The organism is Acidobacteriota bacterium (genome assembly GCA_020853395.1).
Taxonomy (GTDB): Bacteria; Acidobacteriota; Vicinamibacteria; order Vicinamibacterales; family SCN-69-37; genus JADYYY01.
Genome location: JADYYY010000013.1, coordinates 74,972 through 94,129, shown reverse-complemented (window position 1 = coordinate 94,129; position 19,158 = coordinate 74,972). Strand labels below are relative to the sequence as shown.

Below are 19,158 nucleotides of genomic sequence, written 5' to 3'. Positions count from 1 at the left end.
ATGAGCGCACCGCTGTCCCGGCGCCGCTTCGTGCTGACCGCAATCGGCACGGTCGCGGCCGGAACGCGTTCCTCGGCCGCCCGGACCATCACCGCCGCCGACGTGATCGATCGCGTCCGCGGCCAGGTCGGCATGCCGTGGCGCGAAACGAGCGCCGACGGCCTCAAGGCTGGCGATCCGGCGACGACGGTGACGGGCATCGGCGTCGCCGTGCTGCCGACGATCGACGTGCTCCGCCGCGCCGCCGCGGCAGGGCACAACATGATCGTCGCGCTGGGCCCGACGTTCTACGCCGCGAACGACAATCCCGGTGCGCGGGCCCAGGACGCGGTGTACCTCGCCAAGCGCGAGACGATCGATCGCGCGAGGCTGGTGATCTGGCGCGTCAGCGATCACTGGAGCGCGCGGCGCCCGAGCGAGGCGTCGACGGCGCTGGCCGATCTGCTCGGCTGGCGCGGGAGCCCGGTGCCCGGCACCGAACAGGTTTACCGGATTGCCGACACCACGCTGGGCGGCCTCGAAGAGATCGTGCGCCGCCGGCTGGCCCTCCGCGGAGGCGTGCGGCGGGTCGGCCGCGCGACCCTACCCGTTCGCACGGTGTTCGTCAGCGCCGGCGCCACCGACCTGCCCGGCACGCTCGCGAACCTTGGTCGCGCCGACGCGATCCTCGCCGGCGAACCCCGCGAATGGGAGGCCGTGCCGTACGTTCTCGACACCGCGGCGGCAAGCGAGCCCAAGGGGATGATCGCCATTGGCCGCGTCGTCTCGGAAGCGCCGGGCGTGCGCGCCTGCGCCGCGTGGCTGAAGACGATCGTGCCTGACGTGCCGGTCACGCCGTTCGTGCTCGACGATCCGTACTGGAATCCCCTCGCATGACCGCCGCCGACATCGTCGCGCGCATCCGGCAGCAGCTCGCGGCGCAGGGCATCGCGTGGCGTGCCGAGACGGTGGACACGTTCAAAGCCGGCGATCCGGCGACCGAGGTTCGCGGGATCGCGACGACCGGCATGGCGACGTTCGAGCTGCTCCAGCGCGCCGCGGCGGCCGGCAGGAACTTCGTGATCGCGCACGAGCCGACGTTCTACACGCATCTCGATCAGACCGCCGCGCTCGAAGCCAACGGGGTGTACCGGGCCAAGCAGCGCTTCATCGCCGATCACCAGATGGTCGTGTTCCGCTTCCACGATCACGCGCACCTCATCGAGCCGGACCCGCTCGTGGTCGGCTCGGCGCGTGTGCTCGGCCTCGCCGGCCGCGAGTCGCCGACCGAGCCGCGCGTGTACGTCGTTCCGCGGACGTCGCTTCGCGCGCTCGCACGCGACATGGCGGCGCGCGTTGGCGGGCGCGCGCTTCGCGTCTGCGGCGATCCCGCGATGCCCGTCACGCGCATCGCGCTCGGACCAGGCTACGGCGTGCCGGCCCTGACGGCCGACATCGACGTGGCGATCGGCGGCGAGACGCCGGAAGCCGGCGGCAACGCCGAGTACGCGCTCGACGCGATGGCGCTCGGCCGTCCGAAGGCCGTGATCCTGCTCGGCCACATGATGTCGGAGGACTGGGGCATGCAGGAAGTCGCGGCATGGCTGCGGGCTGCCGTGCCGGCCGTGCCGATCGAGTGGATGCCGGCCGGCGAGCCGTTCGCGTGATGCGCCCCGAAGACTGCGGCGGACGCCGCTGATCTGACGCGTCGGCCGTGCGCGGTCCGTCGAGACGACGACCGTCCCTCAGCCGTCGGCGCGTTCACGTCGTCTCACGAGTGCCGCGCGGGCGCCCAGCGCGCGAGGCGACCCGGCAATCCTCGTCGCACGCCCCTGATGAGTTTGATGATCCGGTCGGACCGTCGCGCGCGCCGCTCGTCCCAGGCCAGACCGTACTGCGCGCGCAGCGCGGGCGGCAGCCACGCCGCGGTCAGCTCCCGCTGGGCCCATCCCGCCGGACCGATCGCCCGTACGATCGCGGCGTGGAGCAGCGCGCGAGCCAGCGCATGCGCTTCGCGCCCGACGATGAGATCGCCGGAGGCGAGCATCGCGTCCACCGAATCCGTCACCGCGCGCCAGTCTCGCGGCACCCGCAGGTCGTCGGCACCGAGCGCCACGGCGACCGGCGCGCTCTCGCGGCAGTACTGGTCGCGCTCGCCGGGGGTCAGCGTGCCCACCAGCGCGTCGTACACGCGCACCGTCGTCGCGATGAGCGTGACATGGACCCAGAGCACGAGCGCGGGATCCTCGGCGGAATACCGCGCGTCGGCCGCGAAGCGGCCGACGCGCTCGCCGAGCGTGCCGTGCACGCGCGTGTGGATGTCGCGGATCGTCGCGATGACGCGCGCCTGCTCGTCGGCGTCGCCGAACGTGAGGCCGAGCATCGCGCGCACCGTGTGGTGCAGTCGCCTGATCGGCGCGGTCGGACTGTCGCGGAAGCTGCTGTGACGAGCCACGCCGGCGGCAACGAGCGGGTGCGCGACCTGCATCAGGATGGCGCAGGGCCATCCGAGCAGCACGAGGCGCTCGCCGTTGATCCGGTCGGACACGCGTCCCAACCGGCCCTCTGTCATCGCCACCTCAGTCACGTGTCTCGATCATTGTCCGTCGAATCGGAAGGGCCGGCTGCGCGGCGCGGAGCGTGCAACCGGGCTCGCGGACCGCGTCCGGCACCTGTGTCGCTCGCGGGACGCTCGCACGCCTCGGCACGCCGGGCCTGGACAACACGATGCTATGATCGCCGTCCCGTTCAGACATCGAGGTGCGAGATGGCTCTCCGACCGACCGTTCTGGCCTTCGGATCGACTGCCCGCGTCGTGCTCAGCGCGGTCGCGGCCTTCACCATCGCCGGCGTCCTCGACGCGCGACCGTCGCAGGCTCCCGTGCCGCAGACGGCGCCGACGCCGTGTCCGGCGCCCCGCGGCGGACAGCCGCCCGACGATGGGCGCGTGTGCGATGAACGGGGCGCGATCGTCGGGTACACGAAGCTGGCGGAGATCCCGGGCACTCCCTGGATCATCCATGACAACGCGCGGCCGCGGCCGCGCGTCGTCACGCCAGGCGCGGCTCCGGGCGCTCCGCCGTCGGACGCGATCGTGCTGTTCGACGGCACGGACCTCTCGAAGTGGGCGCAGACGGTCAATGGCCAGCTCGTGGACACGAAATGGCCGATTCACGACGGCTACTTCGAGACCGGCGCCGGATCCGGCTCGATGCGCACCCGCGAAAGCTTCGGCGACGTGCAGTTGCACCTCGAGTTCGCCACGCCGTCGCCGGGCCGCGGCGCGAGCCAGGATCGCGGAAACAGCGGCGTGATCTTCATGGGCCGCTACGAGGTCCAGGTGCTCGACTCGTTCGAGAACCTCACGTACGCTGACGGCCAGGCCGCCGCGATTTACGGCCAGGATCCGCCGCTCGTCAACGCCGCGCGACGTCCCGGCGAGTGGCAGACCTACGACATCGTCTTCGAAGCCCCGCGGTTCAACGGCACGGCGCTCGCGAAACCTGCCTACCTCACGGTCGTCTGGAACGGGGTCGTCGTGCACAATCGGCGCGCCGTCATGGGCCCGACCTCACCGACGCAGACTGTCCATCAGTACGTCCCACACGACGCCGAGCTGCCGCTGACGCTGCAGGACCACGCCCATCCCGTGCGGTACCGCAACGTCTGGATTCGCCGACTGAAGGGGTACGACCTGCAGTAGAAGGGCAGAGAGCCAGTAGAAGGGCAGAGGGCAAAGGGCAGAGGGCAAAGGAAAGAGGGAAAAGGTTAAGAAAGGTTGGGAAGGGCGTCGTTCGTGCAGCGGGTTCGACCTGGCGTGCGTGTGCAGGAAGAATCCTGAGAAGCATGCTGAGGCCGGCGGCGCCGGCCTCAGCGTCTGAAGCGCGACGCGTCGTGCGTCAGAATCGGACGCCCAACGCGCCGTAGATGTTGTTCACGTAGGTCGCGCCGTTGGCGCTGATGTTGAAGCCGCGGTAGTTCGTGAACACCGCCACGAGCCGATAGCCGACCTCGAGGTGGATCTTGCCGGGATCGATCCGGAGCCCGGCGCCGACCGTCGCGATCGGCTCGTCCTGCGATCCGAGCGTGGTGAGCCCGAAGACGTCGCCCAGCGAGATCCCCTCCACCACGATTTTGAGCCGCGGCTTGAGGCGCGCGACGCCGCCGCCGACGCTCAGGAACGGCCGGATCGGCCCGGCTGCCGGGATGATCCGCAGCGTGCCGAGCACGTAGTTGGCCGGCAGCTCGGCGATGGCCTGAACCGGCAGGTCGCGCTCGCGCTGGAGGTCGTTCAGCGCGTCGAGCAGGGTCTTCGACAGGACGTTGTTGAAGTGACCGGCTTCGACATCCACTTCGATGAACGTCAGCCGCAGGCCGAGCGCCGCGCCGAACATCGGCGCACGCTCCGCCGCGTCGGTCACGCCGCCGAGTATCTGGAGGTGCGCGGCAGCCGCCTGCGACCAGGCCCTCGCCGGCATGATGACGCTGATCAGCAGTGCGCAGAACAGAAGCTGTTTGAGCGATGTGCTCACGGGCGGTCTCCTGCCCATGAGGCCAATCAAGTCTCGTGCCGGCACGCGAGCGCCGCACGGCGCCGGTGCAGAGCCGGCGATGCCGCCGTCACGGCTTGGGACGAGCGACAGAACGCCACACCGGGGGCACGGCGGTCTTGTCCCGATCGCCAGCCGGCATGGCCGTGGCCTCGTCGAGCGCGTGCTGCAGCCTGGCGATCTCGGCGTCCCGGCCGGCGACCGCCGCCTCGAACGCCGCGATGGCGGATCGCTGCTCCTCGATGATCGCGAGCCGCTCGGCGGCGGCCTGGTCCAGCCGTGAGGCGCGCTCGTGCGCGGCGGCGGCGGCGCGACGCATCACGTCTGGCGACGGCGGCTCGGTCAGCAGCGCGGCGGCCGCGCGACGTGCGCTCTCCTCGACCGCCTCCGCGCCGAGCAGATCGCGCGTCTCTCCGACGTCGTACCCGAGCGCGCGCAGCACATCGTCTCCAAGCCGATCGAGATACACGGCGCCGAGCGCGTGCCACAGCGGATGGCGCCGCAGCACCTCGGGCCACCGGTGCGCGCGATCGGCCATGGGACGCGTCTGCTGAAACGCCGTGCCGCTGTCGCCGAACCGCCACGGCGCCGACCCGTCGGCGCCGTACTCCACGAGGTCAGGACCCTGGCCGAGATCCAGCCAGCGCGACACCGAGCCGATGACGTCGCCCGGCTGCGAAACCAGCTCTTCGTACCGCACGATGGACGTGTGGTCGTCTCGTTCGGCCATCGCCTTCCGCATCAGGACCGGCGCCGAGAACAGGTCGTGCCAGAACCCCACGATGTCGGCCGCATCCGACGTCCCCACCCATGTGTCGAGCACCGACGCGAGCACGGCCAGCGGATGGCGGATCAACAGCAGGACGCGCGCTTCCGGAAACAGGCGTCGAAGCTCCGGCAGGATGAAGTAGTAGCGGGGCGTCTTGTCGAGCAGCCGCCGCCGGCCCGACACCGCGAGCTCGCGTTCGTAGAGGTGGCCCAGCAGGCGCCTGACCGCCTCCCAGTAGGCCGCCTCGCCTTCCGGCAACTCGCGCAGCAGGTCCATCGTCGCCCTTCGCGCGAGGTCGTGGCCGTATGGCGTCCACAGGCCTTCGCGAAGGGCGAAGCACGGATGCAGGGCAATCCAGCGTTCCGAGCAGGTGTGCACGTCGGGGTGACGCCCGAGCATGCGCTGCAGCAGCGTCGACCCCGCTCGCGGCTGCGAAACGAGCAGGATCAGGCGGCCGGCGATGCCGGACATCGCAGGACGCGGCGCTACTTGCCCGACGCCGCGGCCGGAGCCGGACCCGCCGGTGCCGTCGCGAGCGCGGGCGGCACGCCGTTGGCATCGCGGACCATCTGGGCCAGGTGATTCAAGATCGTCGCCTCGTCGCGTACGGCCGTGATGTACGCGACGCGCAGCAACTGGGCCTTGCGCTGCTGCAGCAGATCGCGGACGCCGTCACGAACGGCCGGCGTGCCCAGCTCGCGCTGGCCGGCCGGCTCGTGCGCGAGCACCTTGATGATCGTGAGCGAACCGCCGCCGGCCACCGTGCTCACGGAGCCGGGCGCCGTCTTCAGCACGACGTCGCGCAACGCCGCCGGCGCGTCGTTGAGCTGCGATCGCGACACGAAGCCGATGTCGCCGCCCTGGGCCACCGACTGGGGATCCTCCGAGTAGTCCATCGCCAGCGCCGCGAAATCCGCGCCCGCGCGCAGCCGCTCGAGCAGCATGTCGAACTTCCGCGTCGCTTCGTCGACAGATCCGGCATCATTGCCCGATCGGTTCCTGAGCTGCGGATCCCGCGCGGGCGTGACGACGATCTGCGCGATGCGGTACTGAGCCTCGGGAAGGTTGAACTGCGCTTTGTTCTGGTTGTAGAACGCGGCAATCTGGTCGTCGGTGATGACGGCCTTGGCGGTGACCTCGCGATCCAACACCTTCTGGACCGACATCTCGCGCCGCAGGCCGTTCCGGAAATCGTCGACGGTCAGGCTGCGCGAGCCGAGCTGCTTCTGGAAGTCCTCGTCGGACATGCCGCGCTTCTGCTCGGCGATCGCCGCCTCGATCTCGCTGTCGGTCGCGGCGACGCCGAGCGTTCGCGCCTTCGCCAGCAGGATGTCCTGGCTGATGAGATCGTCGAGCACGCTCAGCTTCGTCGCCAGCATCTCGTCGTCCGAGAGGGGCGCGGCGTTCGGTTGCGTCGTGCTTCGATACAGCTTCTCCACGTCGTCGCGCGTGATCGTGCGGCCGTCCACCGTGGCCCAGACGTTGGCCGGCGGCGTCCCCGACGGCTGCGACGAGGACCGGCACGCGGAGGACATCGCCACGCCGGCGATGACCATCGCCGCGACCCAGAACCGCGGCCCCTTCATCATTGGCATCTCGCTCTCCCTGAACGAACCCGACGACCCCGATGGCGTCCCGTTCGGATTCCACAGTGTAGCCGACGCTGCGGCTCGGGCGGCTCACCAGCCGGCCACCTCGATGACGTCGCGCCCGGCCGGCCGGCCGTCTTCCATCTCGCCGGCCGTCGCAGCCGCGCCACTTCGGCATCTCGCTCTTCACGATGGCCCGGGTGCGAGAGGTGGCGTCTTCTTCCGGCACGATGGACACGGCTCCCTTCGGAGCGGGCGTCGCGACTCCTCAACGATTCGGGCCGCCCGATAGCCAGCGCAGACGCGCGAAGAGTGGACGACGGCAGCGGATGCCGGACGACGGTCGTTTCTAGCTCCTGTGAGGTTCGGTGGGCGGGGACACGACGGCACAGCACGCACGGGAAGTACCGCGCGTGCTGTGCCGATCCGAGCCGGCGTCCGCTAACGGCCGCGCGGCTCGATCTCGATCTTGTTGATCACCTGCTTGACGTTCGGCACGCCGGCGACGGTCTTCTCGGCCTGGCGGCGTGCGGCGTCGGTCGCAACGTCGCCCGTCAGCGTCACGACGCCGGCCGTGGCGTCCACGCTCACGTCGTCGTGCAGCCCGGCGTTGCGAAGCGCCGCCGAGGCGTTGCTCTCGATGCCGTTGTCGATGTCGGCGATCGTCGACTTCGCCTCGCTCTCCATGCCGGCCGGCAGCACCTTGATTTCGTTCGCGATGATCTGGCCCGGCGCCGCGGTCTTCGCGATCGTCTCGGCACGCTGCTTGTCGGCCTCGGTCGGCACGCTGCCGCTCAGCGTCACGACACCCTTGTCGCGATCCTGATTGGTAGAGACGTCCTCGAGCTGCGCCTGATCGAGCGAGTGACGGACGGAGTCCACGACATCCGCGTTCCTCCCGTTGGTGCCAGCGGCTTCATTGGACGCCTGGCAGCCGGCGAGACACACGGCCATCACGCACGTAGCCAATGCGAGCTTCATGTCTCTCTCCACCTCTGTGCGAATACGCGCGGCAACATCGCCGCGGGAATCCGGTCCACCGGACGGTGGACCGGCGCGCAGCCTGCGCTGCCGGGCTGTTGTGCAGGAAGCATGCCCGTCCAACCTCGGTCTTGCCGCCGACGACGCCCTTCCGGGCGCCAAGAGCAGGCCCGCCGCCTGCCCATGATGTGCAGGTCGAGGCCGCCAACGCCCGGATCGGGGCGCCGGCAAGACCCTGGGCCGGCGGTTCGGGCGGCGTTGTAGGATCGTCGGCGTGCAACAGCTCGGACGTGCGTTTCCCGCGGCAGCCCTCGCCGCTTTGCTCCCCCTGACGTCCTGGGCCCAGGCTGCCGCCGGGTCCTCCTCGACCGCGCCTCGGCCAGCCGACCGCGCCGGTGCCGCGGCCGTCGCCGCCGCAGTGCGCGCCGGCACGCCTCCCGTCATCGACGGCAAGCTGGACGATGCGGCGTGGGCAGCCGCGCCGGCCATCGACACGTTCACGCAGCGCGATCCCCAGGAAGGGATGCCGGTCAGCGAACGGACCGAAGTGCGAATCGCGTACGACGCGGAGGCGGTGTACATCGCGGGCCGCTTCTTCGATCGCAGTCCGATCACCACGAGGCTCGGCCGGCGCGACATGGCGACGTCGTCGTCGGACTGGTTCAGCATCGGCATCGACAGCTTCTACGATCGGCGCACCGCATTCGTGTTCGAGGTCAACCCGTCGGGCGTGCGGCGCGACTCGATCATCGCCGGCCGCAGCGACACCGGCGATCTCGCGTGGGACGCGGTGTGGGACGCGGCGACGAGCATCGACGAGAACGGATGGACGGCGGAGATTCGCGTCCCGTTCAGCCAGCTCGGCTTTGCGCCGGCCGAGGAGCAGACGTGGGGTCTGCAGCTCGCGCGCATCATCAACCGCCGTCAGGAAGAAGCGTGGTTCGCCTTCACGCCCAAGTCGGGGCAGGCGGGCGTGCCCGCCTACGGCGATCTCACGGGTCTGCGCGGCGTGGAGCCGGGGCGGCGCCTCGAGCTGCTGCCGTACGCCGTCGGCACCAGCCGCCGCGCCGGCGCGCCGGGTGCGCTCGCCGGCGATCGCGAGCTGGCCATGAACGCGGGCCTCGATTCGCGCTACCGGCTCACGTCCAACCTGACGCTCACGGCGACGGCCAACCCGGACTTCGGACAGGTCGAAGTGGACCCGGCGGTCATCAACCTCTCGGCGTTCGAGACGCGCTACCAGGAGCGCCGGCCGTTCTTCGTCGAGGGTGCGAACGCGTTCAAGTTCGGCGGCGCCGTCGGCGGGCCGAGCGCCGAAGCCGCTGGCGTGCTGTACTCGCGGCGTCTTGGACGCGCGCCGCAGTTGCCGCTCGCCAACGCAGCCGACGTGCCCGACACCGCCACGATCCTCGGGGCCGTCAAGCTCTCCGGCAAGACGGCCAGCGGCTGGAACGTCGGCCTGCTCGAAGCGGTCACCGGATCCGAGTTCGGTGAGTACCGCGACGGCAACGGCCTGTCGCAGCGCGCGATGGTCGAACCGCGCACCAACTACTTCATCGGCCGCACGAGCCGCGATCTTCGGCGCGGCCAGAGCAACATCGGCGGCATCGTCACGGCCGCCAACCGCGATCTCGCAGGCGATCCGCGGGCGGATGGTCTGCGCGCCGAGGCGTACACCGCCGGCCTCGACTTCATCCACGAGTGGGCGAACCGGAGCTGGGTCGTCTCCGGCTTCTTGGTCGGCAGCCACGTCGGCGGCAGCGATGCCGCCATTGGCGCCACCCAGCGCTCCTCCACCCGCTACCTGCAGCGGCCGGACGCGAAGCGTCTCACGTACGACGCCACGCGGACGTCGCTCAACGGCGTGGCCGCGTCGGTGAACATGCGCAAGACCGCCGGCCTCCACTGGACGACCGACAGTTGGCTCCAGACGATGTCGCCGGGCTACGAGATCAACGACGTCGGCTTCCAGCAGCGTGCCGATCGCCGCGCGTTCGGCCAGGGCGTGACGTACAGCGAGCGCCGGCCGGGCCGCATCTGGCGCGACTGGCGCTCGACGACCTACGTGAACCGCGCGAAGAACTTCGACGGCAACGTGATCGACTACTTCTACTGGACGTCGCTGACGCTCACGCACCTGAGCTACTGGCAGCTCACGACGAGCTACTGGTACGAGCCCAAGCGGACCGACGATCGGCTCACCCGCGGCGGCCCGCTCGCGATGCGGCCGACGACGTGGCGCTACAACGCGTCGCTGCGCTCCGACCCGCGCAAGGCGATCACCGGCACCGCGGCGTTCGCGCTCGTGGCCGACTACGCGGGCAGCGACAACCGGACGACCAGCCTGAGCCTCGACGTCCGCACGTCGCCGCGCTGGAACCTCTCGTTCGGGCCGGAGCTCGTGCAGAACCGGCAGCACGCGCAGTACGTCACCGCCATCAGAGACCCGGAGATGGTCTCCACGTTCGGCACGCGGTACATCTTCGCGCCCCTCGACCAGCGGCAGTTCAGCATCATCACGCGCCTGAACTACACCTTCACGCCGAACCTCACGCTCGAGATCTACGCCCAGCCCCTCGTCTCGCACGGCGACTACGGCCTGCCGAAGGAGTTCCAGTCGCCGTCGGGCTACAGCTTCAAGACGTACGGCGAGGACGTCGGGACGATCGTCCGCGACGGCGGCAGGTACGTCGTCGACCCTGACGCCGGCGGGCCCGCGGCGCCGTTCACCGTGGCCGACCGGACGTTCACGACCCGATCGCTCCGCGGCAACGCCGTGCTGCGCTGGGAGTACCGGCCAGGCAGCACGTTGTACCTCGTGTGGCAGCAGGATCGGTTGAACGAGGCCGCGATGTCCGACTTCTCGGTCGGCCGCGGCTTCGGCTCCCTCTTCGACGGACGCGCGAACAACGTCGTCGTGCTGAAGTGGAGCTACTGGCTGAACCCGTAGCCGCGCCCGAGACCCATCTCGAGCGCCACGGCCGGCGCCGGATCCTCCCGCCGGCACCTGCGGTAGGATGTGCCTTCCCCTCCCGCCGCGGCGGCAGCACCGCTCGCCCGCGGGGCTGCGGGTCGCGTGCCAGCGGGTGAGGCCCCGTGAGCGTGGACCAGCGATCCGGCGACTCGACCAGCGCCACGCACGCCAGCCCTGAGGTAGCCGGCGCCCGGCGGCACGCCGCCTTCCTCGACGACCTGCGGGCCGCGCTGGTACACCTCCGCGATCAGGACCGGCTGCTCGACTACGCGCTGAACGCGCTCCGCGAGCACCTGCTCGTCGATCGCGCGGCGTTCGGTGCGATGACGCCCGACGGCCGCACCGTGACGATTCAGCATCAGAGCCCGAAGGCGCCGCCCTGGCTCGTCGGCTCGTATCCGACGAGCGAGCTGCTCGTCTTCGATCGGCTGGACGAGATCGTCGGCGCGAAGAGCACGGTCGTCTCGGACGTCTCGCGCGATCGCCGCACGGCCGGGCGCGTCGCACGGCTGAACGCGCTCGGCGTCGCGGCGTTCATCGTCGAGCCGCTCCTGGCCGACGACGGCGTGACGGTACTCTTGGCGGTGGGCTCGGCACAGCCGCGGGAGTGGCGCCGCGACGAGATCCATCTGCTGCACGACGTCGCGGGGCACCTGTATCCGGCCGTGGAGCGCGCGCGGGCGGAACGCGCGCTGCGCATCAGCGAGACGGAGTTCCGCTCCATCTTCGAGCTGTCGGCCGCCGGCGCCGCCCAGACGAACCCGCAGACCGGTCGTTTCATCCGCGTGAACCGGAAGCTGTGCGAGATGACCGGGTACACGGACGCCGAGCTGCTGCAGAAGACGTTCTCCGACATCACGCATCCCGACGACCGGCAGCGGGACGTCGACGCCGTCCAGCGCGTGCTCGCAGAGCGTGCGCCCGGCTGGCAGCACGAGAAGCGCTACATGCGCAAGGACGGCACGGTGCGCTGGGTCCTCGTGACCGGCACGGTGCTGCCCGCGGTGGGCGGCAAGCCTCCGCTCGCCGTGGCGATCATCCAGGACATCCACGACCGCAAGCAGGCGGAAGACGCCCTGCGCGCGGCCAACGAAGAGCTGCGCGAAGCCGACCGCCGCAAGGACGAGTTCCTGGCGATGCTCGCGCACGAGCTCCGCAACCCGCTGGCGCCGCTGCGCACGGCCCTGGCGATCCTGCAGTCCCACACGCCGGCCGACGAAGCGCTCCGGCGCTGCCACGACGTCATCGGCCGGCAGGTTTCGCAGATGGCGCGGCTGCTCGACGACCTGCTCGACGTCTCCCGGCTCTCACGCGGCAAGCTCATGCTGCGCCGCGGGCCGGTGCTGCTCCAGGACGTGCTCGACGCCGCGATCGAGACGAGCCGACCGTTGATCCAGCAGCACGGACACGCGCTCACCGTGCGATACGCCGAGGAGCCGATCCTGCTCGACGCCGACGCCACGCGGCTGACGCAGGTCTTCGGCAATCTCCTGAACAACGCCGCCAACTACACCGAGTCCGGCGGCCATCTGGAGGTCACGGCCGAACGCGACCGCGACATGGCGTGCATCGAAGTGCGCGACAACGGCATCGGCATTCCGGCCGAGATGATCGATCGCGTGTTCGAGCTGTTCACGCAGGCGTCCACGCCAGGACGAGGCGCAGGCGGCCTCGGCATCGGCCTGGCGCTGGCGCGCCGGCTGGTCGAGATGCACGCGGGCACGATCCACGCGACGAGCGAGGGGATCGGCCGCGGCAGCACCTTCGTCGTGCACCTGCCGGTCGTCGCGGGGCGCTCGACTCCCCGCACCGCCGACACGGGCCAGCCGGACGGCGCCCGCCTGTCGCGCCGCGTGCTCGTGGCCGACGACAACACGGACGCCGCCGAGATGGTCGGGCTGCTGCTCGAAAGCGCGGGCTGCACCGTGCGGCTGGCCTTCGGCGGCCATGCCGCGGTGCGCGAAGCCGAGGCGTTTCGTCCGGAAGTCGTGCTGCTCGACATCGGCATGCCGGACCTCGACGGCTACGAGGTGTGCCGGCGGATCCGGCGGCAACCGGGCGGATCGACCATGACGATCGTCGCGCTCACCGGGTGGGGCCAGGACGAGGATCGGCGCCGCAGCGCGCTGGCCGGCTTCGACCATCACGTCGTCAAACCGGTGGCGCCGGCAGTCTTGATCGACATCGTCCGCGATCGCCCGCACCGGCTGGTCTGACGCCGCGCGCGATCAACGCACGCGGTACGACACGGACATCCCTTCGCTCGACGGCGAGACAATCGTCGTGAAGAGACGCGCGTCGTGCTGGATGGCCTCGAGAAACGGCTCCATCTCGCTCTTCTTGTTGACGACGTTGTGCGCCACGAACAGACCGCCGGGCGCAAGGCGCGGCATCACGAGCGCGAGGAACTTGACGTAGTCCGGCTTCCAGGCGTCGAGGAACACGAAGTCGAACGTGCCGGGCAGCTTCGGAATCTCCGCGAACGCGTCCCCCTGGACGTTGCGGACGACGTCGTCGAGCCCGGCGCGCGCGACGTTCGCGGCGCCCTCCTTCGCCCGTACCGGGTCGTATTCGATCGAGACGACGCGCCCGCCGGTTTCACGCGCGGCGAGCCCGAGCCAGATCGCGCTGTACCCGCTCGCGCCGCCGATCTCCAGAATCGAACGTGCATCGGACGACGCGACGAGCATGCGCAGGAATCGGCCATCCTCCTCGGACACGGCGAGCTGACCCTCGTCGGCGCTTCTGATGTCGGCCAGAACGGCCTCGATGGCCGGCGTCAGGGTGCCGCGGACGCCCGGCGTCCGAGCGGCGCCGCCCCCGGAGTCCGGCGCCTGGACGGCGCACCCGGAGACGACGAGCAGCCACACGCTGAAGGGCAAGGCGGCGAAGCGCATGACCGATGGTACTTCGAGACGCTCAGCGGCACGCCCCCGCCGGTTCTGGACTATGCTCGGCGCGTCAGGCGCGTGCGTTCACCGAGGGTTCGGGAGAAGCGCACCGGCCGGCCGATGGAGGAAGCGATGACGCGTCGAGAATTCCTGTCGAGCGCCACGGCGGCAGCCGCGGCGCCAGTCGTGTTCGCCCGGCGTGCCGGCGCGCAGCGCGCCGCCGCCGATCCAGCGAAGCTCGCGCGGCTCGCGATCATGAGCCTCACGTTCGGCCCCGTGCTGAAGAGTCCGACGGCACCGGACGATCCGAAACGCACGCTCGACATCATGGACCTCGGCGAGATGTTCGCCGACCGGTTCGGCGTCCACAACGTCGAGCTCCAGCACTCGTATCTGCTCTCGACCGACGACGCGTACCTCGCCGCCTTCCGCACGAAGCTCGAGCGCACGAAGTCGCGCGTCTCGAACGTCAACCTCGAGCTGGGCGGCGCGATGACGATCTCGGCCGACACGCAGGTGGGACGATGGCAGGCGGTCGATCTGACGCGGCGATGGATCGATCACTGCGTGACGCTGGGATGCCCGCGCATCATGATCAACCAGGGCCAGCTCACCGAACAGAACCGGGCGATCGCGATCGCGACCTTGAAGTCGATGAGCGACTACGGCAAGGCCAAGGGCGTGAAGGTCTCGCTGGAACCTCGCGGCGCTGGCGGCGGGACACCGGCCGCGCCCCCGCCGTTCGTCCTGCTCACGGACGTGATCGAGGCCGCCGGCGCGTACGCCAACGTGGACCTTGCCAACTTCGGCGATCAGCCGGCGCAGCATGCGGGCATGCGCGCGATGTTCCCCTTCACGGTCGGCAACACGCACATGCGGCTCGTGCCCGCGCGCTACGACCTGCCGATCGCCCTGCGGATGATGCGCGAGGAGTTCAAGTACACCGGCATCTACTCGATCGAACAGGGCATCCCGGCCGGCCCCGATCCCTACGCGAGCATCGACGAGGTCAGAGGCGTCGTGCTCGAGCACATGTGAGCGCGTCAGCTCGAGAGCTCCCTCACCCTCGGCGCCACCTTCGTGCCGAACAGCTCGAGGCTTCTGAGGAGCTGTTCGTGCGGCAGCGTGCCGCTGCTGTACTTCAGGTCGAAGCGCGACAGCCCGAGAGCGCGCACGGTGCCGGCGATCTTGCGTGCGACCGTCTCGGGCGATCCGACGCACAGCGCACCGCTGGGCCCGGCCTCCCGCTCGAAGTGCGCGCGCGTCACCGGCGCCCAGCCGCGCTCGGCACCGATGCGCGACATCATCTGCTCGTAGTGCGGCCAGATCTGCGCTTTCGCGTCCTCGTCGGTGTCGGCCACGTGGCCGGGCGAGTGTACGGCGATCGGCAGGTCGGGCTGCTCGAACTGATCCAGCGCCTGCCGATAGAGCGTCGCGTACGGCAGGAAGCGCTCCGGGTCGCCCCCGATGATCGCGAGCGTCAGCGGCAGACCGTGCCGCGCGGCGCGGAGGACCGAGTCGGGACTGCCGCCGACGCCCACCCACGCGCGAAGCCGCCCGCTCTCGATTGGCGCGTACACCGTCTGGTTCTCGAGCGTCGTCGTCCATGACGTCCCGCGCCAAGTGACCGGCGTGCCCTGCAGCAGCGCCGTGAACAGCGCGAGCTTCTCCTCGAACAGTTGCTCGTAGTGCGACAGGTCGTAGCCGAACAGCGGATAGGACTCGGTGAACGATCCGCGGCCGAGAATCACCTCGGCCCGTCCGTTCGACAGCGCGTTGAGCGTCGAGAACCGCTCGAAGACGCGCACGGGATCGTCGGTGCTCAGCACGGTCACGGCCGAGCCGAGCAGGATACTGGACGTCTTCGTCGCGATCGCGGCGAGCACGACCTCGGGCGCCGACACCGCGAAGTCGGGGCGATGATGCTCGCCGACACCGAAGGCCTCGATCCCGACCTGTTCGGCCAGCACGGCTTCCGCGACGACGTTGCGCAGGACCTGCGCCTGCGACAGCCGCCGCCCCTCGGCGTCGACCGTCACGTCGCCGAAGGTATCGACACCGATGACGAGAGACATCTTCAGGGCAAAGGGCAGAGGGCAAAGGGCAGAGGTAAAGGGGAAAGGGGAAAGGAAGGGCAAAGGAGAAAAGGGCGAAATTCTACCGGCCCTTATCCCTTCGTCCCTTCACCTTTGCCCTCTGCCCTTTGCCCTCTGCCCTCTGCCCTGCTTCGGTCAGGCCAGTGCGGCTTTGGCGAACTCGACGCAGTTGCGGACTTCGGCGACGGCGTCGGAGCCGGCGGGGACCGGGTACTCGAGCTCGATCGTCGCGGGGAACGTCCACTTGTTCCGCTTGAGCGTCTGGAGGATTTCCTTGATCTGCCCGTCGCCCCGGCCGAACGGCACCGTCAGCGAGCAGTGCTCGGGCAGCGTTCGATCCTTCAGGTGGAAGCTCATGATCTTCGCGTGGTGCTTCTGCAGGAACTGGATCGGGCTGCCGCCGACGTTGCCCGCGGCGACGTAGTGGCCGAGATCCACGTTGATGCGGTTCCAGTCGGAGATCTGCATCGCCCGATCGAACGCCGTCATCGTCCCCTGCCCGTGCGTGTGGTACGCGGCGTAGACCTTGTGCTTCTGCGCGAAGCCGGCGATTCGCTTGAGGAGCGCATCCGCATCGGGTCCGGCCGGCAGTTCCATCGTGAGGTGGGAAGCGCCGAGCGTGGAGGCGATGCTGAAGATGTAGTCGTACTCGGCATCCGTCGTCTGCATGTTCTTCTGGATGCCGTCGGGCTTGTAGGCGTAGACGGTGATGCCGGCGTCGTTGAGCATCTTCCGCGCCTGCTTCACCTTGTCCATCGACGCGGACAACCGCCATTTCCTGAGCTCGTCGGCCGCGGCCTGCTGCGCGGCGATCTGCTCGGGTGAGGGCATCGCCCGTCCGCCGCCGCCGGCGCGGCCACCGCCACCACCTTCGCGCCCCTGATTGGGCGTGCACTGCGGCATCGTGCCGGCCATCAACTGCTCGTACGGCGTGGGGCCCGCCGGCGCCGCCGCGGCACCCCGCGCGCCACCCGGTCCGCCTGGCCCGCCCGGCCGGCCCGCGCCACCGCCGCGGTTCGGCGCGGGACGGCCGAGGAAGTTCTCGATCGGCCCGTCCATGAGCTCGACGGCGTTGATGCCGCTCCCGAGGATGTACCTGATCGTCGCTTCGAGGCTCTGATCGTCCATCGAGCGATAGCTGTAGGTGATGACGCCGATCTGCACGCCGCTGAAGCGGGAGTTCGGCTTCGTCTGCGCGAACACCTCGCCGAAGAGCCGCCGTTCCATCAGGGCCGCCGGCAGGCTCGCCAGCGCCAGTTTCCCGAACTCTCGTCGCGTAACACTCATGACCAAGCCTCCCGCCGTCGCGGCGTGCGATTGGATGACCCAGGTATAACGCCGATGCAGGCCAGAACGTTACACGAATTCAGGCCCCGCGGATCGTCCCATCCGCGGGCGATCCGCCGGATGCGGCGAGGCGGACGAGCCTGGCCCGGGCCCTGACGATCTCCCGTTTGACCTGCAGCAGCATCTCGGCGAAGAGGTCCCACCCCTGCCGCCGGGCTTGGTCGATCTTGCCCTTGAGCCGCCAGATGGCCGACCGTCGCAGCTCGCGAACCTCTGCGTCAATCCCCTGCAGCCGATCGTGGATCGCCGCGATACGCCGCTCGATGCGCTGGACGTCGGCTTCCGGGCCGTCCCCGGTCACCGCCTCCGGACTGCTCACCCAGGTGCTGAGGATCAACCGCAGACGGTCTTCGTCGCGCTCGGCGTACGCCCGGTTGGCCTCGGCCATCAGCGAGTGGCGGCGGCAGCGCGCCAGCTCGTCGAGCGCGAGGTCGGGATGGACTGCTTTCGCCACGTCGCGGAACATGCGCTTCAGATCGACGGACGGTGCCGCCGGGTTCGCGCACGAATCGGCCGACGCGGTCTCGCTCGGATCCGCGGTCTCGCCGTCGGCCTCCTGCGGTGAGGGCGGGGGCCGAAGGCCGGCCCGGACCTCGGCGGCGATCACCGCCGCCTCGAGCTCGCTGAGCTCGCGGTACAGCACGCCGATCTCGCTCAAATAGCGCGTCTGCAGATGGTGCAGCTCGATCTTGAGGCGGGCCAGCTCGCGCTCCCGCTCGGCGAGGCGCGCCTCGAGATCGGACAGCCGCGCGCGCTCCGCCTCCAGCTCGGACGTTCGGAGGACGAGCGAGGACATGGAGAGATGATAGAAGAAACCGGCGCGGCCGGTGCTCTATGCTGTGGGGTTGGATGACGAAGCGAACGGCCCGTTGAATGGCGCGTACGACACGATCCGCGTGCTGGCCGACCGCCGAGCAGGACGCGCTGCTCCGCGCCGCGCTCCTCGACGGCGACGACGCCCGTGCGGCATGGCGAACATGGGAACGGACGGCGGGCTTCCCCGAGATCGACGAAGGCTCGGTGCGGCTGCTGCCGCTCGTCTATCGCAACCTGACGCGGCTCGGCGTCAGCTCGCCGCTCACGGCCGAGCTCAAGGGCGTGCATCGCCGCAGTTGGTACAAGAACCAGGTGCTCTTCGAGGAGGTCGCGCGCGTGCTATCGGCCCTCCATGGCGCCGGCATCCTGACCGTGCTGCTGAAGGGCGTCCCGCTCGCGCTCACGTGCTACCCGGACGAAGCCTGCCGGCCGATGGCGGATGTCGACGTGCTCGTCAGGCCGACCGATACCGGACCGGCGCTGCGTGTGCTCCGCGCGGCGGGCTGGCAGCCGTCCACCGACCCGCCGGCCTGGCCGGCCGAGCCTCGCAACGCCTGGACCTTCGTCGATCGCGAGGCGCGGCAGCTCGATCTGCACTGGCGCGTGTTCCGCGTCGGCTACGCATCCGATGATGAGCTGTGGGCGGCGGCCGAGGCGCTCGAGGTGCGCGGCGTGCGGACGCTCGCGCTCTGCCCGACCGACCAACTGCTCCACGTCATCGCGCACGGCATCGTCTGGAATCCCGTGCCGTCGATCCGCTGGATCGCCGATGCCACCCTGCTCGTCCGCGCGCGCGGGCCGGCGATCGACTGGGACCGGCTGCTCGCGGAAGGCCAGCGCCGCGGCCTCCTGCTGACGCTGGAGCGCGGCCTGCGCTATCTCGCCGATCGCACGCAGGTGCCGGTGCCGACAGCCGTGCTCGATCGCCTGGGGGCGCGACCATCCGGCCGGCGCGAGCGCGCCGCGCTCTGGGCGCAGATGCAGCCGGGCGTGACCGCCGGCATGCTGCGCATCTGGTTCGACTACACCGCGTACGAACGCGGCCGCGGCGCGCACGCCGGTCCGCTTCGGTTCCTTCGGTACTTGAGCGCGTTCTGGAAAGCCGAAAGCCCGCGCAGCGTGCCGGCCATGATCCTCGACCGCATCCGCCATCGGCTGCAGTAGGC

The 19,158-nt window shown here is 70.1% G+C and carries 16 protein-coding genes; 7 read left to right on the top strand and 9 right to left on the bottom strand.

What is annotated here, in order from left to right:
• Both IT184_13615 and IT184_13610 read left to right on the top strand, forming a co-directional pair.
• The gene (locus IT184_13615) at positions 1–876 is read left to right on the top strand and encodes a Nif3-like dinuclear metal center hexameric protein (protein MCC7009839.1); all 876 of its coding nucleotides are present in this window, start codon (positions 1–3) and stop codon (positions 874–876) included.
• Entirely contained in the window at positions 873–1,646 is a 774-nt protein-coding gene (locus IT184_13610) for a Nif3-like dinuclear metal center hexameric protein (protein ID MCC7009838.1), read from the top strand. The genes IT184_13615 and IT184_13610 overlap by 4 nt, the downstream gene beginning before the upstream one ends.
• 104 nt (positions 1,647–1,750) lie before the next feature.
• Here IT184_13610 and IT184_13605 read toward each other — a convergent pair whose 3' ends face one another.
• Positions 1,751–2,566 (bottom strand): DUF2236 domain-containing protein, encoded by an 816-nt coding sequence (locus tag IT184_13605; GenBank protein MCC7009837.1) that lies wholly within the window; start codon positions 2,564–2,566, stop codon positions 1,751–1,753.
• 180 nt (positions 2,567–2,746) lie between these two features.
• On the opposite strand from IT184_13605, the gene IT184_13600 reads away from it, so the two are divergent.
• Entirely contained in the window at positions 2,747–3,682 is a 936-nt protein-coding gene (locus IT184_13600; protein ID MCC7009836.1) for a DUF1080 domain-containing protein, read from the top strand.
• 196 nt (positions 3,683–3,878) lie between these two features.
• Here the strand turns inward: IT184_13600 and IT184_13595 are convergent, their stop codons facing one another.
• The 4 genes from IT184_13595 to IT184_13580 all read right to left on the bottom strand — a co-directional run bounded on the left by IT184_13595 (position 3,879) and on the right by IT184_13580 (position 7,868).
• The gene (locus tag IT184_13595) at positions 3,879–4,511 is read right to left on the bottom strand and encodes a hypothetical protein (protein MCC7009835.1); all 633 of its coding nucleotides are present in this window, start codon (positions 4,509–4,511) and stop codon (positions 3,879–3,881) included.
• A gap of 88 nt (positions 4,512–4,599) precedes the next feature.
• Positions 4,600–5,769 carry a sulfotransferase gene (locus tag IT184_13590; protein MCC7009834.1) on the bottom strand — a complete coding sequence of 390 codons (1,170 nt, stop codon included), beginning with the start codon at positions 5,767–5,769 and terminating at the stop codon, positions 4,600–4,602.
• 14 nt (positions 5,770–5,783) lie between these two features.
• A complete protein-coding gene (locus IT184_13585) occupies positions 5,784–6,887 on the bottom strand; it encodes a SurA N-terminal domain-containing protein (GenBank protein MCC7009833.1) in 1,104 nt (367 codons plus the stop codon).
• A 441-nt stretch (positions 6,888–7,328) separates the two neighbouring features.
• Positions 7,329–7,868: a BON domain-containing protein gene (locus IT184_13580; GenBank protein ID MCC7009832.1), complete on the bottom strand. Its 540-nt coding sequence runs from the start codon at positions 7,866–7,868 to the stop codon at positions 7,329–7,331.
• A gap of 274 nt (positions 7,869–8,142) precedes the next feature.
• Between IT184_13580 and IT184_13575 the strand changes: the two genes are divergently transcribed.
• Both IT184_13575 and IT184_13570 read left to right on the top strand, forming a co-directional pair.
• Positions 8,143–10,818 carry a carbohydrate binding family 9 domain-containing protein gene (locus IT184_13575; protein ID MCC7009831.1) on the top strand — a complete coding sequence of 892 codons (2,676 nt, stop codon included), beginning with the start codon at positions 8,143–8,145 and terminating at the stop codon, positions 10,816–10,818.
• 146 nt (positions 10,819–10,964) lie between these two features.
• The gene (locus IT184_13570) at positions 10,965–13,058 is read left to right on the top strand and encodes a PAS domain S-box protein (GenBank protein ID MCC7009830.1); all 2,094 of its coding nucleotides are present in this window, start codon (positions 10,965–10,967) and stop codon (positions 13,056–13,058) included.
• A 12-nt stretch (positions 13,059–13,070) separates the two neighbouring features.
• On the opposite strand, the gene IT184_13565 is transcribed toward IT184_13570, so the two are convergent.
• Entirely contained in the window at positions 13,071–13,739 is a 669-nt protein-coding gene (locus IT184_13565; GenBank protein MCC7009829.1) for an O-methyltransferase, read from the bottom strand.
• Between the two features lie 126 nt (positions 13,740–13,865).
• Here IT184_13565 and IT184_13560 point away from each other — a divergent pair, with 126 nt between their 5' ends.
• Entirely contained in the window at positions 13,866–14,771 is a 906-nt protein-coding gene (locus IT184_13560) for a TIM barrel protein (GenBank protein ID MCC7009828.1), read from the top strand.
• A 5-nt stretch (positions 14,772–14,776) separates the two neighbouring features.
• Here the strand turns inward: IT184_13560 and IT184_13555 are convergent, their stop codons facing one another.
• The 3 genes from IT184_13555 to IT184_13545 form a co-directional block, all read right to left on the bottom strand.
• Positions 14,777–15,808 (bottom strand): LLM class flavin-dependent oxidoreductase, encoded by a 1,032-nt coding sequence (locus tag IT184_13555; protein MCC7009827.1) that lies wholly within the window; start codon positions 15,806–15,808, stop codon positions 14,777–14,779.
• Positions 15,809–15,964: 156 nt separating this feature from the next.
• Positions 15,965–17,116: a sugar phosphate isomerase/epimerase gene (locus tag IT184_13550; protein MCC7009826.1), complete on the bottom strand. Its 1,152-nt coding sequence runs from the start codon at positions 17,114–17,116 to the stop codon at positions 15,965–15,967.
• A gap of 79 nt (positions 17,117–17,195) precedes the next feature.
• Positions 17,196–17,972: a hypothetical protein gene (locus IT184_13545; protein ID MCC7009825.1), complete on the bottom strand. Its 777-nt coding sequence runs from the start codon at positions 17,970–17,972 to the stop codon at positions 17,196–17,198.
• Positions 17,973–18,049: 77 nt separating this feature from the next.
• On the opposite strand from IT184_13545, the gene IT184_13540 reads away from it, so the two are divergent.
• A complete protein-coding gene (locus tag IT184_13540) occupies positions 18,050–19,156 on the top strand; it encodes a nucleotidyltransferase family protein (protein MCC7009824.1) in 1,107 nt (368 codons plus the stop codon).
• Positions 19,157–19,158 lie beyond the last annotated feature (2 nt).

Coding starts and splice junctions, on each gene's coding strand:
- IT184_13615 (MCC7009839.1), top strand. CDS start 1: ATGAGCGCACCGCTGTCCCGGCGCCGCTTCGTGCTGACCGCAATCGGC.
- IT184_13610 (MCC7009838.1), top strand. CDS start 873: ATGACCGCCGCCGACATCGTCGCGCGCATCCGGCAGCAGCTCGCGGCG.
- IT184_13600 (MCC7009836.1), top strand. CDS start 2,747: ATGGCTCTCCGACCGACCGTTCTGGCCTTCGGATCGACTGCCCGCGTC.
- IT184_13590 (MCC7009834.1), bottom strand. CDS start 5,769: ATGTCCGGCATCGCCGGCCGCCTGATCCTGCTCGTTTCGCAGCCGCGA.
- IT184_13585 (MCC7009833.1), bottom strand. CDS start 6,887: ATGATGAAGGGGCCGCGGTTCTGGGTCGCGGCGATGGTCATCGCCGGC.
- IT184_13580 (MCC7009832.1), bottom strand. CDS start 7,868: ATGAAGCTCGCATTGGCTACGTGCGTGATGGCCGTGTGTCTCGCCGGC.
- IT184_13565 (MCC7009829.1), bottom strand. CDS start 13,739: ATGCGCTTCGCCGCCTTGCCCTTCAGCGTGTGGCTGCTCGTCGTCTCC.
- IT184_13560 (MCC7009828.1), top strand. CDS start 13,866: ATGACGCGTCGAGAATTCCTGTCGAGCGCCACGGCGGCAGCCGCGGCG.
- IT184_13555 (MCC7009827.1), bottom strand. CDS start 15,808: ATGTCTCTCGTCATCGGTGTCGATACCTTCGGCGACGTGACGGTCGAC.
- IT184_13550 (MCC7009826.1), bottom strand. CDS start 17,116: ATGAGTGTTACGCGACGAGAGTTCGGGAAACTGGCGCTGGCGAGCCTG.
- IT184_13545 (MCC7009825.1), bottom strand. CDS start 17,972: ATGTCCTCGCTCGTCCTCCGAACGTCCGAGCTGGAGGCGGAGCGCGCG.
- IT184_13540 (MCC7009824.1), top strand. CDS start 18,050: ATGGCGCGTACGACACGATCCGCGTGCTGGCCGACCGCCGAGCAGGAC.